Source organism: Pseudomonas sp. SORGH_AS_0199 (genome assembly GCF_031453735.1).
In the GTDB taxonomy this organism is placed as follows: Bacteria; Pseudomonadota; Gammaproteobacteria; order Pseudomonadales; family Pseudomonadaceae; genus Chryseomonas; species Chryseomonas aestiva.
The window spans coordinates 148,097-167,057 of sequence record NZ_JAVJAE010000001.1 but is presented as its reverse complement, the minus strand read 5'-3'; the positions used below and the strand labels follow the sequence as shown (position 1 = coordinate 167,057).

13 protein-coding genes and 1 tRNA gene are annotated in these 18,961 nt (G+C 65.2%); 11 read left to right on the top strand and 3 right to left on the bottom strand.

Annotated elements, in window-relative coordinates; genetic code table 11:
• Window positions 1-17 precede the first annotated feature (17 nt).
• The 11 genes from QE444_RS00755 to QE444_RS00705 all read left to right on the top strand — a co-directional run bounded on the left by QE444_RS00755 (window position 18) and on the right by QE444_RS00705 (window position 14,565).
• Entirely contained in the window at window positions 18-1,823 is a 1,806-nt protein-coding gene (locus QE444_RS00755; protein WP_285385619.1) for a phenylacyl-CoA dehydrogenase, read from the top strand.
• Window positions 1,824-2,009: 186 nt separating this feature from the next.
• On the top strand, window positions 2,010-3,779 hold the full coding sequence (locus QE444_RS00750; RefSeq protein ID WP_187980523.1) for an acyl-CoA dehydrogenase C-terminal domain-containing protein: 1,770 nt from the start codon (window positions 2,010-2,012) through the stop codon (window positions 3,777-3,779).
• A gap of 359 nt (window positions 3,780-4,138) precedes the next feature.
• The gene (locus tag QE444_RS00745) at window positions 4,139-4,297 is read left to right on the top strand and encodes a YqaE/Pmp3 family membrane protein (protein ID WP_007159763.1); all 159 of its coding nucleotides are present in this window, start codon (window positions 4,139-4,141) and stop codon (window positions 4,295-4,297) included.
• Window positions 4,298-4,562: 265 nt separating this feature from the next.
• Window positions 4,563-8,099 carry a response regulator gene (locus tag QE444_RS00740; protein WP_187980522.1) on the top strand — a complete coding sequence of 1,179 codons (3,537 nt, stop codon included), beginning with the start codon at window positions 4,563-4,565 and terminating at the stop codon, window positions 8,097-8,099.
• A gap of 3 nt (window positions 8,100-8,102) precedes the next feature.
• Window positions 8,103-8,921: a protein-glutamate O-methyltransferase CheR gene (locus tag QE444_RS00735; RefSeq protein WP_133861965.1), complete on the top strand. Its 819-nt coding sequence runs from the start codon at window positions 8,103-8,105 to the stop codon at window positions 8,919-8,921.
• 1 nt (window position 8,922) lies between these two features.
• Window positions 8,923-9,510, top strand: a complete 588-nt coding sequence (locus QE444_RS00730; protein WP_187980521.1) for a chemotaxis protein CheB — start codon at window positions 8,923-8,925, stop codon at window positions 9,508-9,510.
• Entirely contained in the window at window positions 9,503-10,699 is a 1,197-nt protein-coding gene (locus QE444_RS00725) for a hybrid sensor histidine kinase/response regulator (RefSeq protein ID WP_133861963.1), read from the top strand. Before QE444_RS00730 ends, QE444_RS00725 begins: the two co-directional genes overlap by 8 nt.
• 96 nt (window positions 10,700-10,795) lie before the next feature.
• A complete protein-coding gene (locus tag QE444_RS00720; RefSeq protein WP_309737156.1) occupies window positions 10,796-11,614 on the top strand; it encodes an NAD(P)-dependent oxidoreductase in 819 nt (272 codons plus the stop codon).
• Window positions 11,615-11,625: 11 nt separating this feature from the next.
• The gene (locus QE444_RS00715) at window positions 11,626-12,504 is read left to right on the top strand and encodes an SMP-30/gluconolactonase/LRE family protein (RefSeq protein ID WP_309737154.1); all 879 of its coding nucleotides are present in this window, start codon (window positions 11,626-11,628) and stop codon (window positions 12,502-12,504) included.
• A 161-nt stretch (window positions 12,505-12,665) separates the two neighbouring features.
• Window positions 12,666-13,919 carry an acyltransferase gene (locus QE444_RS00710; RefSeq protein ID WP_309737153.1) on the top strand — a complete coding sequence of 418 codons (1,254 nt, stop codon included), beginning with the start codon at window positions 12,666-12,668 and terminating at the stop codon, window positions 13,917-13,919.
• Window positions 13,920-13,983: 64 nt separating this feature from the next.
• Window positions 13,984-14,565 carry a DUF4337 domain-containing protein gene (locus tag QE444_RS00705; protein ID WP_208693612.1) on the top strand — a complete coding sequence of 194 codons (582 nt, stop codon included), beginning with the start codon at window positions 13,984-13,986 and terminating at the stop codon, window positions 14,563-14,565.
• A gap of 66 nt (window positions 14,566-14,631) precedes the next feature.
• Here the strand turns inward: QE444_RS00705 and QE444_RS00700 are convergent.
• The 3 genes from QE444_RS00700 to dnaG all read right to left on the bottom strand — a co-directional run bounded on the left by QE444_RS00700 (window position 14,632) and on the right by dnaG (window position 18,651).
• Window positions 14,632-14,708, bottom strand: a tRNA-Ile gene (locus QE444_RS00700).
• A gap of 105 nt (window positions 14,709-14,813) precedes the next feature.
• Window positions 14,814-16,667 (bottom strand): RNA polymerase sigma factor RpoD, encoded by a 1,854-nt coding sequence (rpoD, locus tag QE444_RS00695; protein ID WP_309737152.1) that lies wholly within the window; start codon window positions 16,665-16,667, stop codon window positions 14,814-14,816.
• Between the two features lie 76 nt (window positions 16,668-16,743).
• The gene (gene dnaG / locus QE444_RS00690; protein ID WP_187980514.1) at window positions 16,744-18,651 is read right to left on the bottom strand and encodes a DNA primase; all 1,908 of its coding nucleotides are present in this window, start codon (window positions 18,649-18,651) and stop codon (window positions 16,744-16,746) included.
• Window positions 18,652-18,961: the final 310 nt, after the last annotated feature.

Below are 18,961 nucleotides of genomic sequence, written 5' to 3'. Positions count from 1 at the left end.
GCAAAGAGGTAACAGTCATGCCCGATTACAAAGCCCCCCTGCGGGACATCCGCTTCGTTCGCGACGAACTCCTGGGCTATGACGCGCACTACCAGAGCCTGCCCGGTTGCGGCGACGCCACTCCCGACATGGTCTCCGCCATCCTCGAAGAAGGTGCCAAGTTCTGCGAACAGGTGCTGGCGCCGCTCAATCGCATCGGCGACCAGCAGGGCTGCACCTGGAGCGAAGAGGGGGTGAAGACCCCCGATGGCTTCAAGGAAGCCTATGCCCAGTTCGTCGAGGGCGGCTGGCCGAGCCTGGCGCACAACCCGGCCCACGGTGGCCAGGGCCTGCCCGAGTCACTCGGCATCTCCCTGTCGGAAATGGTCGGCCAGGCCAACTGGTCCTGGGGCATGTACCCCGGCCTGTCCCACGGCGCCATGAACACCCTGGAGCAGCACGGCACCGACGAGCAGAAGCACACCTACCTGGAAAAGCTGGTGACCGGCGAATGGACCGGCACCATGTGCCTGACCGAACCCCACTGCGGTTCCGACCTGGGCATGCTGCGTACCAAGGCCGAGCCGCGCGCGGACGGCAGCTACGCCATCACCGGCACCAAGATCTTCATCTCCGCCGGTGAACACGACATGGCCGAGAACATCGTCCACATCGTGCTGGCCCGCCTGCCCGACGCCCCCGCCGGCACCAAGGGCATCTCGCTGTTCATCGTGCCCAAGCGCCTGCCCGTCGCCAGCGGCGCGGCCGGCGAGCGCAACGCCGTGCACTGCGGTTCCCTCGAACACAAGATGGGCATCCACGGCAACGCCACCTGCGTGATGAACTTCGATGGCGCTACCGGCTTCCTGATCGGCCCGCCGAATCGCGGTCTGAACTGCATGTTCACCTTCATGAACTTCGCCCGCATCGGCACCGCCCTGCAGGGCCTGGCCCACGCCGAGGTGGCCTTCCAGGGCGGTCTGAAGTACGCCCGCGAGCGGCTGCAGATGAGATCCCTGACCGGTCCCAAGGCCCCCGAGAAGCCCGCCGATCCCATCATCGTGCACCCCGACGTGCGCCGCATGCTGCTGACCATGAAGGCCTTCGCCGAGGGCAGCCGGGCGATGATCTACTACACCGCCAAGCTGGTGGATATCCTCAAGTACAGCCAGGACGAGGAGCAGAAGCAGCAGGTCGAGACCCAGATGGCCTTCCTCACCCCCATCGCCAAGGCCTTCATGACCGAGGTGGGTTTCGAGGCGGCCAGCCACGGCGTGCAGATCTATGGCGGCCACGGCTACATCGCCGAGTGGGGCATGGAGCAGAACCTGCGCGATGCGCGTATCGCCATGCTCTACGAGGGCACCACCGGCATCCAGGCCATCGACCTGCTGGGTCGTAAGGTGCTGATGACCCAGGGTGAATCGCTCAAGGCCTTCACCAAGGTGGTGCACAAGTTCTGTCAGGCCAACGCCGAAAACGCCGAACTCAAGGCCTTCGTCGAGCCGCTGGCCAAGCTGAACAAGGAGTGGGGCGAACTCACCCTCAAGGTCGGCATGGCCGCCATGAAGGATCGCGAGGAGGTGGGTGCCGCCGCCGTCGACTACCTGATGTACTCCGGCTATGTCTGCCTGGCCTACTTCTGGGCCGACATGGCCCGGGTCGCGGCCGAGAAGCTGGCCGCCGGCACCGACGAGGCCGCCTTCTACCAGGCCAAGCTGGCCACCGCGCGCTTCTACTACGAGCGCCTGCTGCCCCGTACCCGCGCCCACGCCGAGGCGCTGCTGGCCGGCGCCGGCAGCCTGATGGCCCTGGCCGAGGAAGACTTCGCCCTCGGCTACTAAGCCGTCGCCGCTCTACTGAAAACCCCGCTCCGGCGGGGTTTTCGCTTTTTCACGCATGCGAAGAAGCCAGCAGCGCGAACCTCCGATCGGCTGACCGCCAGGTCAGATCATGAACCTATGTCTCCCTTCCGGTTCGGTCTTACACTCGGGTCATACCGACAAGAACACCTTCCGAGGAGACTCGACATGGCTGACTACACCCCGCCGCTTCGCGATATCCGTTTCGTGCTGGATGCCGTCCTCAAGGTCAGGGACCGCTGGAGTCAGTGGCCTGCCCTGGCCGAAGTGGTGGACGGCGAGACCGCCGATGCCATCCTCGAAGAAGCCGGCAAGCTGTGCGCCCAGGAACTGGCGCCCCTCAATCGCAATTCCGATGAGGAAGGCTGCCACTGGCAAAACGGCGAAGTGACCACGCCCCAGGGCTTCCGCCAGGCTTACCAGGCCTTTGCCGAAGGCGGCTGGGTCGGGGTCGGTGGCGATCCCGAATACGGCGGCATGGGCATGCCCAAGGTGCTCACTGCCCAGGTCGAGGAAATGATGCACGCCAGCTGCCTGGCCTTCGGCCTCTATCCGATGCTCAGCGCCGGTGCCTGCCTGGCCCTGCACGCCCATGGCAGCGCAGAACTGAAGCAGGCCTATCTGCCCAACCTCTACAGCGGCCAGTGGGCCGGCTCCATGTGCCTGACCGAGCCCCATGCCGGTACCGACCTGGGGCTGATCCGCACCCGCGCCGAGCCCCAGTTCGACGGCAGCTACCGGGTCACCGGCACCAAGATCTTCATCACCGCCGGCGAGCACGACCTCACCGAGAACATCATCCATCTGGTGCTGGCCAAGCTGCCCGATGCGCCGGCCGGCTCCCGGGGCATCTCGCTGTTCCTGGTGCCCAAGATCCTGGTGGACGAGGCGGGTGCCCTGGGCGCGCGCAACGCCGTGGCCTGTGGCTCGCTGGAACACAAGATGGGCATCAAGGGTGCCGCCACCTGCGTGATGAACTTCGACGGCGCGGTCGGCTACCTGGTGGGCGAGGTCAACAAGGGCCTGGCCGCCATGTTCACCATGATGAACTACGAGCGCCTGGGCGTCGGCATCCAGGGCCTGGGTTCGAGCGAGCGCTCCTACCAGAATGCCCTGGCCTACGCCCGCGAGCGCCTGCAGAGTCGGTCGCCGGCCGGCATCCAGCAGGCCGCCAAGAACGCCGATCCCATCATCGTCCATCCCGATGTGCGGCGCATGCTGCTGACCATGAAGGCCCTGAACGAAGGCGGCCGGTTGTTCTCCAGCTATGTCGCCCTGCAGCTCGACACCGCCAAGTACAGCCCTGAGCCCGTCGAGCGCGAACGCGCCGAGGCCCTGGTGGCGCTGCTCACCCCGGTGGCCAAGGGCTTCCTCACCGATCTCGGCCTGGAACTCTGCGTCGCCGGTCAGCAGGTGTTCGGCGGTCATGGCTACATCCGTGAATGGGGCCAGGAGCAGCTGGTGCGCGACGTGCGCATCACCCAGATCTACGAAGGCACCAACGGCATCCAGGCCCTCGATTTGGTCGGCCGCAAGCTGGCCGGCAGCCGCGGTACTCTCTATCGGCCCTTCAGCGAAGAGGTCCATGGCTATCTGGGCGGTCTGCCGGCGGACAATGAATTCGCCGCACCCCTGCGCCAAGCGCTGGAACAGCTGGACGGGGCGACCGAATGGCTGCTGCAGGCCGGCGCCAGCGATCCCCACGAACTGGGGGCAGCCTCGGTGGACTACCTGCACCTGTTCGGCTATGTCGCCTATGGTTACCTCTGGGCCCGGGCGGCGGCCGCTGCGGCGGATCAGGAGGCGACCTTCGCCGAAGCCAAGCTGGCCACTGCGCGTTTCTATTTCGCTCGTCTGCTACCGCGCACCCTGAGCCTGGCTGCGGCCGTGCGCAGTGGCGCCCAGCCGCTCTACGCCCTGGCCGAGGAGGCGTTCTAAGCTGTTGACCAGCAAGGTAAAAAGCCATGTCGTGTAAGCTTTGGCTTACACCACGTCGCCGCGATAAGCCATCGCCTAGTCTCTGATAGCTGCGTAATCTACACCCATCGGATCGCGGTGCAGGATGTACCCAGCGCTCCAGATGATTTCAAGGAAATATGGCCAGGATGGCCCCCCGGCACGGATGTCGGGCAGAGACTTACAGGGATAGATGGCCAAGGATTGGCGGCCTGACAAGGATGTCGGGTTAAGTCTGCGAAACCCCGCTTCGGCGGGGTTTTTTATTGCCTGCCGGAACCTGATTCAGGCCCTGCCAGTCTTAGAGGCATCTTCTTGCCTGCCCACTACTGGAGCCTGAAATGGACCTCATCCGCCTTATCTTCGCCATCATCCTGCCGCCCGTGGGCGTCTTCCTCCAGGTCGGCTTCGGCGGCGCCTTCTGGCTGAACATCCTGCTGACGCTGCTGGGTTACATTCCGGGTATCATTCATGCCGTCTGGGTGATTGCCCGTCGCTGAACCAGCGGCCTGATCGAGACCCGAATGCCGCGATCGCCTGGTTGACCCGAGGGGTCAGCGCCGACCGGAGCGAAAGGGGCCGGAGGGCAAGACGTCCGTGCTAGGCGGATGCGCCTTCCATGGTCCTGTTCGAGGCCTTTCGGCCAGCCCGTGTCGATATCCTTGATCGACCGTCGGTTGCGCCACGGTCAGTGACGACACCCCCCCGCAGGCCGAGGCTTTGCCGTCGCCGACCGTTTTGTCCCGTACAAGGCTTTCAGACCCCATGAATCGCGAGTCGCCCCTCGATCAGAAGCACTTCAGCCAGATCCTCAAGCGCAATCTTTCCCTGCCGCTGAGCATCGGTGTCTTCAGCGCGATCTTCTTCATCGCCATCATCTATTACCTGCTGAAGGTCACCCAGTGGGTCGAGCACACCGACCGTGTCATCAGCGAGGCCAACGCCAACTTCCGCCTGGTGGTCGATCTGGAAACCGGGATGCGCGGCTATCTGCTGAGCGGCAATACCGCGTTCCTGCAGCCCTATGAGCGCGCCCTGCCCAATGTCGAGCCGCAACTGGATGAGTTGAAGAATCTGGTCAGCGACAGCGCCGTGCAGATCCGCCGACTGGAGCGGATCGAAGCGGTACACCGAGAGTGGCGCCAATACGCCAGCCAGGTGATCGAGGCGCGCCGCACCGGGGGGGATTTCCAGACCCCCCTGAGCGATGGCCAGGGCAAGAATCGCATCGACAGCATCCGCCGCGACTACACCGACTTCATCGCCTACGAAGAGCAGATGCGCGCCGAGCGTACCGCGACGGCCAGCCGCATGACGGTGGTGTTCGTGGCGGCCTTCCTCGTCGTCAGCCTGCTGCTGTCGGGCATCATGGCCTTCTTTGGTCGCCGCGAACTCATGCGGCTTTCCGCGACCTACACCCGGCTGCTCGATCAACAGGCCGAGCACACCGATAATCTTGAGCGACAGAGCTGGTTCCGCTCCGGCCAGAATCAGCTGTCGGAAGCGGTCATCGGTCAGGCGACGCTGGCGCCGCTGGGGCAAAGCATCCTGCAATTCCTGGCGCGCTATCTCGGTGCCGCGGCCGGTGCCCTCTATGTACGGCTCGACGACGGCAGCCTGGAGCGCGTCGCCGACTACGCCCTCGACGACGAGGGTCGTCGCCGGCGCCAGCGCCTTTCTCCGGGCGAGGGTCTGGCCGGGCAAGCCGTGCTGGACGGTCGCCTAATGGCGCTCGACCAGTTGCCCCTCGACTACCTCAAGGTCAATTCGGCGCTGGGCGAGCGCCAGGCCAGCGCGGCGCTCATCGTGCCCATCGAGAACGATGGCCGGGTGAATGGTGTGGTCGAACTGGGCTTCCTGCGCGCCCTGCGTCCGCAGGACGAAGAATTGCTGACCCTGATCGCCGACTCCATCGGTTCCTCGGTGGAAGCCGCGCGCTATCGCCAGCGGCTGCAGCAGGTGCTGGCGGAAACCCAGCAACTCAACGAAGAGCTCCAGGTACAGCAGGAAGAGCTGCGCACCGCCAACGAAGAGCTGGAAGAACAGTCCCAGGCGCTCAAGGAATCCCAGGTTCATCTGGAGCAGCAGCAGGCCGAACTGGAGCAGACCAACGAGCAACTCTCCGAGCAGGCCCAGGAACTGCTGCAGCAGCGCGACGTGCTGGACGACCGCAACAATCGCCTCAACGAAGCCCAGCAACTGCTGGAAGACCGGGCGCGCGAGCTGGAACGCGCCAGCCAGTACAAGTCCGAATTCCTGGCGAACATGTCCCACGAATTGCGTACGCCGCTAAACAGCTCGCTGATCCTGTCCAAGCTGCTGGCGGACAACCCGGTGGGCAACCTGAGTGCCGAGCAGGTGCGCTACGCCGAATCCATCTATTCGGCGGGCAACGACCTGCTCACCCTGATCAACGACATCCTCGACATCTCCAAGGTCGAGGCCGGCATGCTGGAGATCCGCCCGGAGCAGATGTCCGTGCGCCGCCTGGTGGAAGCCCTGAAGACCGCCTTCGAGCCGGTGGCCCAGAACAAGGGCGTCGCCTTCGTGGTGGAGCTGGACGAGCAGATGCCGTCGACCTTCTTCAGCGATCGCCAGCGGGTCGAGCAGATCCTCAAGAACCTGCTGTCCAACGCCTTCAAGTTCACCGAGCACGGCCAGGTGACCCTGCGCCTGTCGCTGGAAGACGGCCAGCCCAGCTTCGCCGTGAGCGATACCGGCATCGGCATCGCCGCCGAGCAGCAGGAGCTGATCTTCGAGGCCTTCCGCCAGGCGGACGGCGCCATTACCCGTCGCTACGGCGGCACCGGCCTGGGGCTGTCGATCTCCCGCGACTTGGCGCTGCTGCTGGGTGGCGCCCTGGGCGTCATCAGCCAGCCGGGCGAGGGTAGTACCTTCACCCTGCGCCTGCCGCTGGAGTATCAGGAAGCCGCCGCGCCCGGTCTGCCGGTGACGCCGGTCATGGCCCCGGCGCAGGCCACCATGCCGGTTGCAGCACCTGCGCCTCTCGCCACCCTGGCCGCTACCCCGCGTCCGCCCGCAGCGCCGCCGGTCACCGAGGCAGCGGCGCCTGTGGCAGCTGCCTTCGCTGACGATCGGGACAGCTGGCCCTATCCGGATCGTCGAGTGCTGGTGATCGAGGACGAGGTGCCCTTCGCGCAGATCCTCTTCGATCTGGCCCACGAGCTGAAGTACAGCTGCCTGATCGCCCATCGCGCCGAGGAAGGCTTCGCCGCGGCGCTGGAGTACCGCCCCGACGCCATCCTGCTGGACATGGGACTGCCGGATCATTCCGGCCTCACGGTGCTGGAGCGCCTCAAGGAAAATCCCCTGACCCGGCACATCCCGGTGCACGTGGTCTCAGCCTCGGATCGCATCGAGACGGCCATGCACATGGGCGCGGTCGGCTACGCCATCAAGCCCACCACTCGCGACGAATTGCGTGAGGCCTTCACCCGGCTGGAAGCCAAGTTCGCCGCCGGCATCAAGCGGGTGCTGCTGGTGGAAGACGATGCCCTGCAGCGCGACAGCATCGCCAAGCTGATCGGCGACGTGGATGTGGAGATCACCGCCGTGGAGATGGGCAGCCAGGCCCTGGAACTGCTGCGCGACGAGGTCTACGACTGCATGGTCATCGACCTCAAGCTGCCCGACATGGAAGGGGGTGAGCTGCTGCAGCGCATGGCCAGCGAAGACATCTGCTCCTTCCCACCGGTGATCGTCTACACCGGTCGCAGCCTGACCCGCGACGAAGAAGCGGCGCTGCTCAAGTATTCGCGTTCCATCATCATCAAGGGTGCGCGCTCGCCGGAGCGACTGCTCGACGAGGTGACCCTGTTCCTGCACAAGATCGAGGCCGACATGCCGCTCGATCGCCAGCGCATGCTGGAAAGCGCCCGCAGCCGCGAAAAGGCCTTCGATGGCCGCACCCTGCTGCTGGTGGATGACGACGTTCGCAACATCTTCGCCCTCACCAGTGCCCTGGAGCAGAAGGGCGCCAAGGTGGAGATCGCCCGCAACGGCCTGGAAGCGCTGGAGAAGCTCGACAACAGCGACACCATCGACCTGGTGCTGATGGACATCATGATGCCGATGATGGACGGCTACGAAGCCATGCGCGAGATCCGCAAGCGGCCGCACATGAAGAAGCTGCCGATCATCGCCATCACCGCCAAGGCCATGAAGGATGACCAGGAGCGCTGCCTCGCCGCCGGTGCCAGCGACTACCTGGCCAAGCCCATCGACCTGGACCGGCTGTTCTCGCTGATCCGTGTCTGGATGCCGTCGCTGGAGCGGCTGTAGGTCATGAGCGAACGGCTGCAGGACATCGAGCTGAGGTTGCTGCTGGAAGGCATCTTCCTGAGATACAGCCACGACTTCCGCAATTACTCCAAGGCCTCGCTCAAGCGGCGGGTGCTGCAGGCGCTGACGCGCTTCGACTGCCCGAGCATCTCTATGCTGCAGGAGCGGGTCCTGCGTGATCCGGCGCTGTTCGCCGAGCTGCTGCAATTCATCACCATCCCGGTGAGCGAGATGTTTCGCGATCCAGGCTACTTCCTCGCCCTGCGCCAGCAGGTGGTGCCGGTCTTGCGTACCTATCCCTCGCTCAAGGTATGGATCGCCGGCTGCAGCACCGGCGAGGAAGTCTTCTCCATGGCCATCCTGTTCCAAGAGGAAGGGCTGCTCGACCGTACGCTCTTCTATGCCACCGACATCAATCCGCGCTCCATGGAAAAGGCCCGCCAGGGCATCTTTCCGCTGGAGCGGATGCGCGCCTACACCGCCAGCTACCAGAAGGCCGGCGGCACCCGAGCGTTTTCCGACTATTACACCGCGGCCTACGACGGCGCCCTGTTCGACAAGTCGCTGATCGCCAACGTGACCTTCGCCGACCACAGCCTGGCCACCGACAGCGTCTTTTCCGAGACGCAGCTGGTGTCCTGCCGCAACGTGCTCATCTACTTCAACAAGAATCTGCAGAATCGGGCGCTCGGCCTGTTTCACGAGTCCCTGAGCCACCGCGGCTTTCTCGGCCTGGGCAGCAAGGAGTCGCTGGACTTCTCCGCCTACGCCAGCCACTTCGAGCCGGTGGTGAAGCAGGAACGGCTGTTCCGCAGGCTCTAGCATGTTCCCGCCCCTGAAGCCGTTGCGCCTCATCGTCATCGGAGCCTCTGCCGGCGGGCTGCAGGTGCTGCTGCGCCTGCTTTCGACCCTGCCGGCCAGTTTTCGCCTGCCGCTGGCGGTGGTGCTCCATCTGCCGGACGATCGCAATTCGCGCCTGGCCGAGCTGTTTCAGCAGCGACTGGCCTTGCGGGTACGCGAAGCCGAGGACAAGGACGCTATACTGCCGGGCAGCCTGTATTTCGCGCCGCCGGGTTATCACCTGCTGGTGGAGGACGACTTCACCCTGTCGCTGTCACGCGACGAGCCGGTGCAGTTTTCCCGGCCGTCCATCGATGTCTTGTTCGAAAGCGCGGCCGATGCCCTGGGCGAGCAGGTCTGCGGCATCCTGCTCACCGGCGCCAACCAAGACGGCGCCAGCGGCCTGCACGCCCTGGCTCAGAATGGAGCGGTCACCGTCGTCCAGTCGCCGCAGTCGGCCGAGGTACCGACCATGCCCGAGGCGGCGCTGAAGAGATTCCACCCGGATTTCGTGCTGGATGTGCCGGGCATCCATCTATTGCTCATCGAGCTGGAACGCGACCATGGCTGAAGTACCCGTCGAACAGGCGAAGCTCCTGCTCGTAGACGACCTGCCGGAAAATCTCCTGGCACTGGAAGCCCTGCTGCGCAGCGAGGCGCTGGAGATCTTCCAGGCCAGCTCCGCCGAGGCCGCGCTGGAGCTCCTGCTGATGCACGAATTCGCCCTGGCGATCCTCGATGTGCAGATGCCGGGCATGAACGGCTTCGAACTGGCGGAGATGATGCGCGGCCTGGAAAAGACCCGGCACATCCCCATCGTCTTCGTCAGCGCCGCCGGCCGCGACCTCAACTACGCCTTCAAGGGCTACGAGAGCGGTGCGGTGGACTTCCTGCACAAGCCCCTCGATGTCCATGCGGTCAAGAGCAAGACCCGGGTCTTTGTCGACCTCTACTGGCACCGCAAGCGCCTGGCCGAGCAATTGGTGGCCCTGGAGCAGAGTCGCCAGGAGCAGGAGATCCTGCTCGCCGAATTGCGCCAGACCCAGGTCGAGCTGCAGCAGGCGGTGCGCACCCGTGACGACTTCATGTCCATGGTCTCCCACGAACTCAAGACGCCGCTCAACACCCTGATGCTCGAAGCCCAGCTGCGCCGCATGTACCTGGACAAGGGCAAGCTGGAGGCCTTCACCCCCGACAAGCTGGCCGGCATGGCCGAGCGCGACGAGCGGCAGATCCAGCGCCTGGTGCACCTGATCGACGACATGCTCGACATCTCGCGGATCCGCACCGGCAAGTTGTCCATCCGCCCCTCGCAATGCGATCTCGCCGCCCTGGTCAACACCGTGGTCGACAGCTTCGCCTCGCAATTCGCCGCCGCCGGTTGCCCGGTTGAGCTGCACGCGGAAGGCCCGGCGCCCGGCTACTGGGATGAATTCCGCATCGAGCAGGTGATCACCAACCTGCTGACCAACGCCATGAGATACGGCGCCGGGCGTCCGGTGGAGATTTCCCTGCGCAGCGATGGTGCCGACGTGGAGTTGAGCGTCAAGGACCATGGCATCGGCATCCCGGTGGAGCACCAGGCGCTGATCTTCCGCCAGTTCGAGCGCGCCAGCGGCACCGAGAACATCGCCGGCCTGGGCCTGGGCCTCTATATCGCCGACCAGATCGTCAAGGCGCACCATGGCAGCCTGCACGTGGAAAGCATCGCCGGGCAGGGCGCGACCTTCCGCCTGCGACTGCCCTGCCTGCCGACCTAGGCAGCATTGACAGGACCCCAGGCGCCCGCGAGAATCGCGAAAAGAGGTGGGATGTCGTACCTCTTGCCAGATAACTCCATAAGAAGGCGCCCGCTCATGTCCGAAGTCTCCTCGTCACCTTTCCACCGTCTGTTGCTGACCGGCGCTGCCGGCGGCCTGGGCAAGGAGCTGCGCCAGCGGCTCAAGCCCCATGCCGAGATCCTGCGGCTGTCCGACATCGCGCCGATGGATGCGGCCCAGGGACCAGCGGAAGAGGTGGTGACCTGCGACCTGGCGGACAAGGCTGGCGTCCATGCCCTGGTGGAAGGCGTCGATGCCATCCTGCATTTCGGCGGCATCTCCACCGAGCACGCCTTCGAGCCCATCCTCGAAGCCAATATCCGCGGCACCTTCAATCTCTATGAGGCCGCGCGGCGCCATGGGGTGAGGCGCATCGTCTTCGCCAGCTCCAACCATGTCATCGGCTTCTATCGCCAGGACCAGCGCATCGACGCCAACGTGCCCCAGCGTCCGGACAGCTACTACGGCCTGTCCAAGGCCTTCGGCGAAGACCTGGCGACCTTCTATTTCGATCGCTATGGCATCGAGACGGTGAGCATCCGCATCGGCTCCTCCTTCCCCGAGGCGCAGAATCGCCGCATGCTCGCCACCTGGCTGAGCTACGAAGACCTGACCGATCTCATCCTGCGCAGCCTGACCACCCCCGACGTCGGCCACACCATCGTCTATGGCGCCTCCAACAACCGCGACAGCTGGTGGGACAACCGCCTGGCCGCGCATCTGGGCTTCCAGCCCAAGGACAACTCCGAGCAATTCCGCGCCAAGGTCGAGGCCCAGCCCATGCCGGCGGCGGACGATCCGTCGATGGTCTACCAGGGTGGTGCCTTCGTCGCCACCGGTCCCTTCGACGACTGAGGAGGGCCGCCATGACTGCCGAATTGCTCGTCGATGCCCGCAACGCCACAGGGGAGTGCCCGGTCTGGCACGTTGCCGATCAGGCGCTCTACTGGGTCGATATCCCGGCCAAACGGCTGCATCGCTGGACCCCGACAGATGTGCTGGACAGCTGGAGCGCGCCGGAAATGCTCGCCTGCATCGCCGCCCGTGCAGGCGGCGGCTGGCTCGCCGGCCTGGAAAGCGGCCTCTTCGCCCTGCAGGCCAAGGCGTCCGGCCAACTCAGTGGCGAGCGCCTGATCGCTCTCGACCATGCCCAGCCGGCGATGCGATGCAACGACGGTCGCTGCGATCGCCAGGGCCGCTTCCTGGTGGGCACCATGGTGCAGGACATGGCGCAGGGCGCCCCGGCTGGGCGCCTCTACAGCCATACGGCCGGCGACGGCGCCCGGCTGCTATTGGACGACCTCATCGTGCCCAACGGCCTGGCCCTGAGCCCCGATGGTCGCACCCTCTACCTGTCCGACTCCCATCCCAGCCGCCAGCTGATCTGGGCGTTCGACTACGATCCCGACTCGGGCACACCCAGCAACCAGCGGCTGTTCGTCGACATGAACGCCCATCCCGGCCGGCCCGATGGCGCCGCGGTGGATGTTGACGGCTGCTACTGGATCTGCGGCAACGATGCCGGCCTGATCCATCGCTTCACGCCCGACGGCCGCCTCGATCGCTCCCTGGCCGTGCCCGTCAAGAAGCCGGCCATGTGCGCCTTTGGCGGACGCAACCTGGACACCCTATTCGTGACCTCCATCCGTCCGGGTGGCGATCTGAGCGATCAGCCGCTGGCGGGTGGTCTGTTCGCCCTGGACCCCGGCGTGCAGGGGTTGCCGGAGCCTGCCTTCGCCGGCTGAAGCGGTCCCGGTTTAAGACACGGCAGGACTTTCGAACTGCGGCGTCCTGAGCGGTGCATGGCAACCTTGGGAAATCGGTTGTCATGCTTTTGTCATGAACATCGGCAGGGCTCCCGTCCAGGCGGCTTATAATCAGGTCTTATTCGCCGTAAACCGCCGCCATGACCTCTTCAACCGCAAGCCGCCCCACTGCCCGTTACTACGGCCTGGAATGGCTGAGATTCCTCATGGCGCTGTACATGGTCGTCTACCACCTGGGCGGGCTCTACAGCGATCTGCCGGATGCCTTCCGCCGCCTGGCCGGCATGGGCTTCTTCGCCACCAGCACCTTCTTCCTGCTCTCCGGTTTCCTGCTGGCCCACGTCAGCCTGGATCGCCAGGGCGCGCTCAAGGGCAGCTCCCGTGGCTTCGTCCTGCGGCGGCTGTGCAACCTCTATCCCATCCACCTGCTGACCCTGCTGGTCGCGCTAGGGCTGTCCTACTGGCTGTCCCAGGATTCCTGGCTGGAACACGGGGTGCCGGTCTACTACAACCAGCACCCCTATCTGCAGCTGGAGGAGGGCAGCACGCTGGACGAGATGCTGCCGCTGTCCTGGCTGGCCGCCACTACCCACGTGCTCCTGCAACTGCTCCTGCTGCAATCCTGGGAACCGCGCTTTCTCTGGCTCAACGGCGCCGCTTGGTCGATCTCGGCGCTGCTGTTCTTCTACCTGCTGTTTCCGCTGCTCGGCCCGCGACTGATGCGCCTGCGGCGCTGGGCCCTGGCTGCCGTCGTGCTCTGGGGGCTCTATCTGCTCGGCCCGCTGGTGGCCACCTGGGCTCAGGCCTTCGATACCGTCACCGTGGGCGTCATCCACCGCAATCCGCTGATCCGCCTGCCGGAATTCCTGCTCGGCATCCTGCTCTATCGCGCCGTGCAGGAGCCCTGGGTGGCCGAGACGACCCAGCGCCTGCGCGTGCCGCTGCTGCTGTTCGGCCTGACCGGCCTGTGGCTGGGCGCCCTGCTGCTGGAAGGCGATGGCCGCCGCTGGTTCTACCTGGTGCACAATGGCCTGCTGACGCCCTTCCAGGCCGCGGTGCTGCTGGCCTGCGCCACCTTCGGCGAACCCGGTCGCGCCGGCGTGCGCCGCCTGGCCCAGCGCCTCGGCGAGGCCTCGCTGTGCATCTTCGCCGTCCACACCCCGCTGATCGGCGTGCTCGAACCCTGGACCCGCACCCTGCTGGGCTGGATGCACCTGGCCGGCGACAGCCTCGAAGACCTGGCCGAAGACGTCGGCGAGGTGCTGGCGCTGCCTATCCCTATTCCCGGCTGGATGCTGCCGCTGCACCTGGTGCTCATCGTCCTGCTCGGCCTGGCCATGCAGCGCTGGGTGGCCGGTCCGCTGCGCCGCTGGCTGCAGGCGCGGCTGCCCTAGTCTTAAGAAGGCCTTAAGCCGACTGGGCTAGCCTCGCCGCAGGAATCCGCAGCGGAGCTGAGTCTTGTCCAGCGAATACGAAGTCCACGGCCCCCACGACCACGAGGTGGAACACGCCGCCCACGGCGCCCATCGCCGCGACAGCCTCACCGGCCGTATCGCCGTCACCACCGCCATCCTGGCGACGCTAGGCGCCCTCTGCGCCTACCAGGGCGGCAACGCCGAGAGCCTGGCGCTCTACTACAAGAACGAAGAAGCCATCGCCAAGACAGAAGCCGCCAACCAGTGGGGCTACTACCAGGCCAAGGGCGAAAAGCAGAACCTCGCCGACTTGGGCGCTGCCCTCGCGACCAACCCCGACACCGCCCAACGCTTCACCCAGGACAGCCAGCGCTACGCTCAGCAAAAGGCCGAGATCCGTACCAAGGCCGAAGCACTGGAGGAAAAGGTCATGGCCAACGAAGCCCTGAGCGAAACCCAGCTCCACCGCCATCACCGCTGGGCCCAGGCCACCATGCTGATGCAGGTCGCCATCTCCCTGGCCGCCATCACCCTGCTGACGCGACGGCGCTGGTTGCAGGCCGCGGTGTATGGGGTGGCAGGGGGAGGGGTGGCGGTTGGGATACTGGCGCTTTTGCACGTCTGAGTGCCCAAAGCGTGAAGAGCGATTTGCAGACACAAAAAAGCCGCGCAACGCGCGGCTCCTGAAAGCTGGTGGGCCCACACGGACTCGAACCGTGGACCAAAGGATTATGAGTCCTCTGCTCTAACCAACTGAGCTATAGGCCCTATAGCGCGGTGGAGTATACCGGGGGTGGCGGGGATCGCCAAACCCTTGTCGGGCATAAAAAAACCGGAGCCTGGGCTCCGGTTTTCTGGTGCAGCGGCTACGTCTTACTCGTCGAGGAAGGAGCGCAGGTGCTCGCTGCGGGACGGGTGGCGCAGCTTGCGCAGGGCCTTGGCTTCGATCTGGCGGATACGCTCGCGGGTGACGTCGAACTGCTTGCCCACTTCCTCGAGGGTGTGGTCGGTGTTCATGTCGATGCCGAAACGCATGCGCAGGACCTTAGCTTCACGGGCGGTGAGACCGGAGAGCACGTCGCGGGTGGCTTCCTTGAGGCTTTCGCTGGTAGCCACTTCGATCGGGGACTGCATGGAGCTGTCCTCGATGAAATCGCCCAGGTGCGAATCCTCGTCGTCGCCGATGGGCGTCTCCATGGAGATCGGCTCCTTGGCGATCTTGAGCACCTTGCGGATCTTGTCCTCGGGCATCTCCATGCGCTCGCCCAGCTCTTCCGGGGTCGGCTCACGCCCCATCTCCTGCAGCATCTGGCGGGAGATCCGGTTCAGCTTGTTGATCGTCTCGATCATGTGCACCGGAATCCGGATGGTGCGCGCCTGGTCGGCGATGGAGCGGGTGATGGCCTGGCGAATCCACCAGGTGGCATAGGTGGAGAACTTGTAGCCACGGCGGTATTCGAACTTGTCCACCGCCTTCATCAGGCCGATGTTGCCTTCCTGGATCAGATCGAGGAATTGCAGACCACGGTTGGTGTACTTCTTGGCGATGGAGATCACCAGGCGCAGGTTCGCCTCGACCATTTCCTTCTTGGCGCGGCGGGCCTTGGCCTCGCCGATGGACATGGCGCGGTTGATGTCCTTGATCTGCGAGACTTTCAGCTCGTAGTCACGCTCCAGCTCGGCCAGCTGGGCCTGCTTGGCCTTGATGTCGGCCTGGAAGCGCTCGAGACCTTCGGCGTACTTGGGCTTGCCCTTGAGCAGGCCGGCGGTCCATTCGGTGTTGGTCTCGTTGCCGGGGAAGTGGCGCAGGAAGTCGGCACGCGGCATGCGCGCATCGCGCACGGCGAGCTGCATGATGGCGCGCTCGAGGCCACGCACCCGCTCCAGAGATTCGCGCACGCGGATCACCAGGGCTTCGTACTGCTTGGGCACCAGCTTGATCGGCGAGAACAGCAGAGCCAGGGCGACGAATTCTTCCACAGCGTGGTCGTTGTCGCGGCCGTGCTTCTTCAGCACCTTCTTGGTCTTTTCCAGCTGCTCGGCGACCGCGCCGAAACGCAGGCGAGCCTCTTCCGGATCCGGACCGCCGTCGCCTTCTTCCTCGTCGGCGTCGTCGCTCTCTTCCTCGTCGTCCTTCTCGTCGTCCACGGCCTTGGCATCGGCGGCCTTGTTCGGGACGGGCAGGACCTCGCTCTCGTTCGGCAGGCCGCCGTCGTCGGGATCGATGTAGCCGGCGAGGACGTCGGACAGGCGACCGCCTTCGGTGGTGACGCGGGTGTATTCGCTGAGGATGTAGTCGACGGTACCCGGGAACTGGGCGATGGCGCCCATGACTTCGCGGATGCCTTCCTCGATGCGCTTGGCGATCTCGATCTCGCCTTCGCGGGTCAGCAGCTCCACGGTACCCATTTCACGCATGTACATGCGCACCGGGTCGGTGGTGCGGCCGACATCGCTTTCCACCGCGGCCAGGGCGGCGGCGGCTTCTTCGGCGGCGGCTTCGTCGGTATCGGTTTCCGCCAGCAGCAGGGCATCAGCGTCCGGCGCGGTCTCGAATACGTTGATCCCCATGTCATTGATCATGCGGATGATGTCTTCCACCTGTTCCGGATCTGAAATATCCTCCGGTAGGTGGTCATTGACCTCCGCGTAAGTCAGGTAACCCTGCTCACGACCGCGGGCGATCAATTCTTTCAGACGGGATTGCTGTTGCGCTTTTCCGGACATAGGTACCCTTCCACTGAAGGCTTAGGCGGGCAAAAATAGCTGAACATTATAGCCGGTTAGACGGTGGTCGTGCCAGTTAGGTCACGGACCCCGCTGGACGGCTGAGGAGTTCGCGTAGGCGGTCCTTGTCTTCGGAGCTCAGTTCGCTCTGTCGCGCCTTGCGTAGGAGTTGCTCCAGCGAGCGATCACGCTGGCTGGCGGCTAACCTCGTTATGGTGTCGAAAAACTGTTGTTCAAGGTTGTCGCCGGCAATCAGCCACTCTTTTTCCGCCAGGGCGCGCAGCAGTCGCCCCTGTTCGGTGCCATGCCAGCGGGCGATGAGCGCCAGGGTGCTCTGTCCCGGCTTCTTCTGCAGCGCCTCGACCAGGGCGACCAGCAGCTGGGCGTACTGATCGCTTTCCTCGGCCAGGTCGCGGGCGTCCTGCACCGCCTGGGCCAGCGTCGGGTGATGCAGCAGGCTGCGTAGCGCGGCCAGCACCGGGGTCTCCACCTTGACCGGTGGCTGGCGCGGGATGCGCTCGCCGCCGCCCTTGCCGTTGAAATCCTTTTTCCAGCCCTTGCCGTCGCGCCCGCCCTTGCCCTCGCGGCGTGGCGTCCACTGCTGCTGCGCCGGCGCTTCCTCGGCATGGGCGTAGGCGTAGTCGCCATAGTCCATGGGTGGCGCATCCTGCGCCGGTGCGGACGGTGCCAGCTGGCTCAGGGCGTCGTTGCCGAGACCGGTGAGTTCGCTCAGGCGCTGGCGCATCAGCAGGCGCAGGTTGTTGCCGGGAATCTTCTCGATCAGCGGCGCCGCCAGGGTGGCCAGGTGCGCCTTGCCTTCCAGGGTGGCCGGGTCCGCTTCGATCATCAGTTGCTGGAAGAAATACTCGGCCAGGGGCTGGGCCTGCTGGACGAAGCGCGCCTGGAAGGCATCCGCCCCCTCGGCGCGCACCAGGGTGTCGGGGTCCTCGCCTTCGGGCAGGAACAGGAAGCGCACCCGGAAGCCGTCCTTGAGCACTGGCAGGGCCGATTCCAGGGCGCGCCAGGCGGCGCTGCGGCCGGCCTGGTCGCCGTCGAAGCAGAACAGGATGCTCGGCACGATGCGGAACAGCCGCTTGATGTGCTCTTCGCTGGTGGCGGTGCCCAGGGTGGCCACGGCATTGCGGATGCCCTGCTGGGCCAGGGCGATGACGTCCATGTAGCCTTCCACGACGAGGATCTCGTCCAGGTCGCGGTTGTGCTTGCGTGCCTCGAACAGGCCGTAGAGCTCCTGGCCCTTGTGGAACACCGGGGTTTCCGGCGAGTTGAGGTACTTGGGCTTGTCGTCGCCCAGCACCCGACCACCAAAGGCGATCACCCGGCCCCGGCTGTCGCGGATCGGGAAGATCACCCGGTCGCGAAAACGATCGTAGCGCTTGCCGCTCTCGGCGTTCTCCACCAGCAGGCCGGCGTCGAGCATGGCCTTCTGCTGCAGGTCGTCGCCACCCAGGTGCTTGCCCAGGTTGTCCCAGCCCGGCGGGGCGAAGCCCAGGCCGAAGTCCCGGGCGATCTCGCCGGTGAGGCCGCGCTTCTTCAGGTAGTCCACCGCCGCCTGGCGCTTGGGATGGTTGCGCAGCGCCAGGCGATAGAATTCGGCGGCCGCGGCCAGCAGCGGATAGAGCGGCGAGTCGGTGGGCTGCCGCGGCTTGCGCCGCCCGCCGCTCTCTTCGCGTGGCACGTCCACGCCGGCCTTCTTGGCCAGTTCCTCGACCGCCTCGGGAAATTCGAGGTTGTCGTGGTCCATGATGAAGCCCAGGGCGTTGCCGCCGGCGCCGCAGCCGAAGCAGTAGTAGAACTGCTTGTCGGGGCTGACGCTGAAGGAGGGTGTCTTCTCGTTATGGAAGGGGCAACAGGCCATCCAGTTCTTGCCGGCCTTCTTGAGCTTCACCCGTGCGCCCACCACCTCGACGATGTCGGTGCGGTTGAGCAGGTCGTCGATGAAGCCTTGCGGGATGAGTCCGGCCATGGTCAGCGTCTGGATAGAGGAGCGAAGAGCGGAGGGTGAAGCGAGGAGGGCAGTCTAGTGCGGTGCCTCAGAAGTTATCTACACAATTTTGGCGGCGCTTTTTCGTCCTGGAAGGCGTTGCTACTCCGCGCCATAGCCCTGCTATGACTCGTCGCAGCGCCTTGCCCAGGCCAAAAAATCACTCGCCAAATCTTGCGCGAACTTCTGAGGCACCGCACTGCGCCAGAGGACGCCAGGGCGAAGCGGGAAGGCCAGAAACAGACAACCCGACCAGAGGTCGGGTTGTTTGATGACGCCAGAGAAGCGCTGT

Excerpts from the sequence above, each read along its gene's own strand:
- QE444_RS00730 (WP_187980521.1), top strand. The coding sequence starts at position 8,923 with ATGTTCCCGCCCCTGAAGCCGTTGCGCCTCATCGTCATCGGAGCCTCT.
- QE444_RS00745 (WP_007159763.1), top strand. The coding sequence starts at position 4,139 with ATGGACCTCATCCGCCTTATCTTCGCCATCATCCTGCCGCCCGTGGGC.
- QE444_RS00725 (WP_133861963.1), top strand. The coding sequence starts at position 9,503 with ATGGCTGAAGTACCCGTCGAACAGGCGAAGCTCCTGCTCGTAGACGAC.
- QE444_RS00715 (WP_309737154.1), top strand. The coding sequence starts at position 11,626 with ATGACTGCCGAATTGCTCGTCGATGCCCGCAACGCCACAGGGGAGTGC.
- QE444_RS00735 (WP_133861965.1), top strand. The coding sequence starts at position 8,103 with ATGAGCGAACGGCTGCAGGACATCGAGCTGAGGTTGCTGCTGGAAGGC.
- QE444_RS00750 (WP_187980523.1), top strand. The coding sequence starts at position 2,010 with ATGGCTGACTACACCCCGCCGCTTCGCGATATCCGTTTCGTGCTGGAT.
- rpoD (WP_309737152.1), bottom strand. The coding sequence starts at position 16,667 with ATGTCCGGAAAAGCGCAACAGCAATCCCGTCTGAAAGAATTGATCGCC.
- QE444_RS00710 (WP_309737153.1), top strand. The coding sequence starts at position 12,666 with ATGACCTCTTCAACCGCAAGCCGCCCCACTGCCCGTTACTACGGCCTG.
- QE444_RS00720 (WP_309737156.1), top strand. The coding sequence starts at position 10,796 with ATGTCCGAAGTCTCCTCGTCACCTTTCCACCGTCTGTTGCTGACCGGC.
- QE444_RS00740 (WP_187980522.1), top strand. The coding sequence starts at position 4,563 with ATGAATCGCGAGTCGCCCCTCGATCAGAAGCACTTCAGCCAGATCCTC.
- dnaG (WP_187980514.1), bottom strand. The coding sequence starts at position 18,651 with ATGGCCGGACTCATCCCGCAAGGCTTCATCGACGACCTGCTCAACCGC.
- QE444_RS00755 (WP_285385619.1), top strand. The coding sequence starts at position 18 with ATGCCCGATTACAAAGCCCCCCTGCGGGACATCCGCTTCGTTCGCGAC.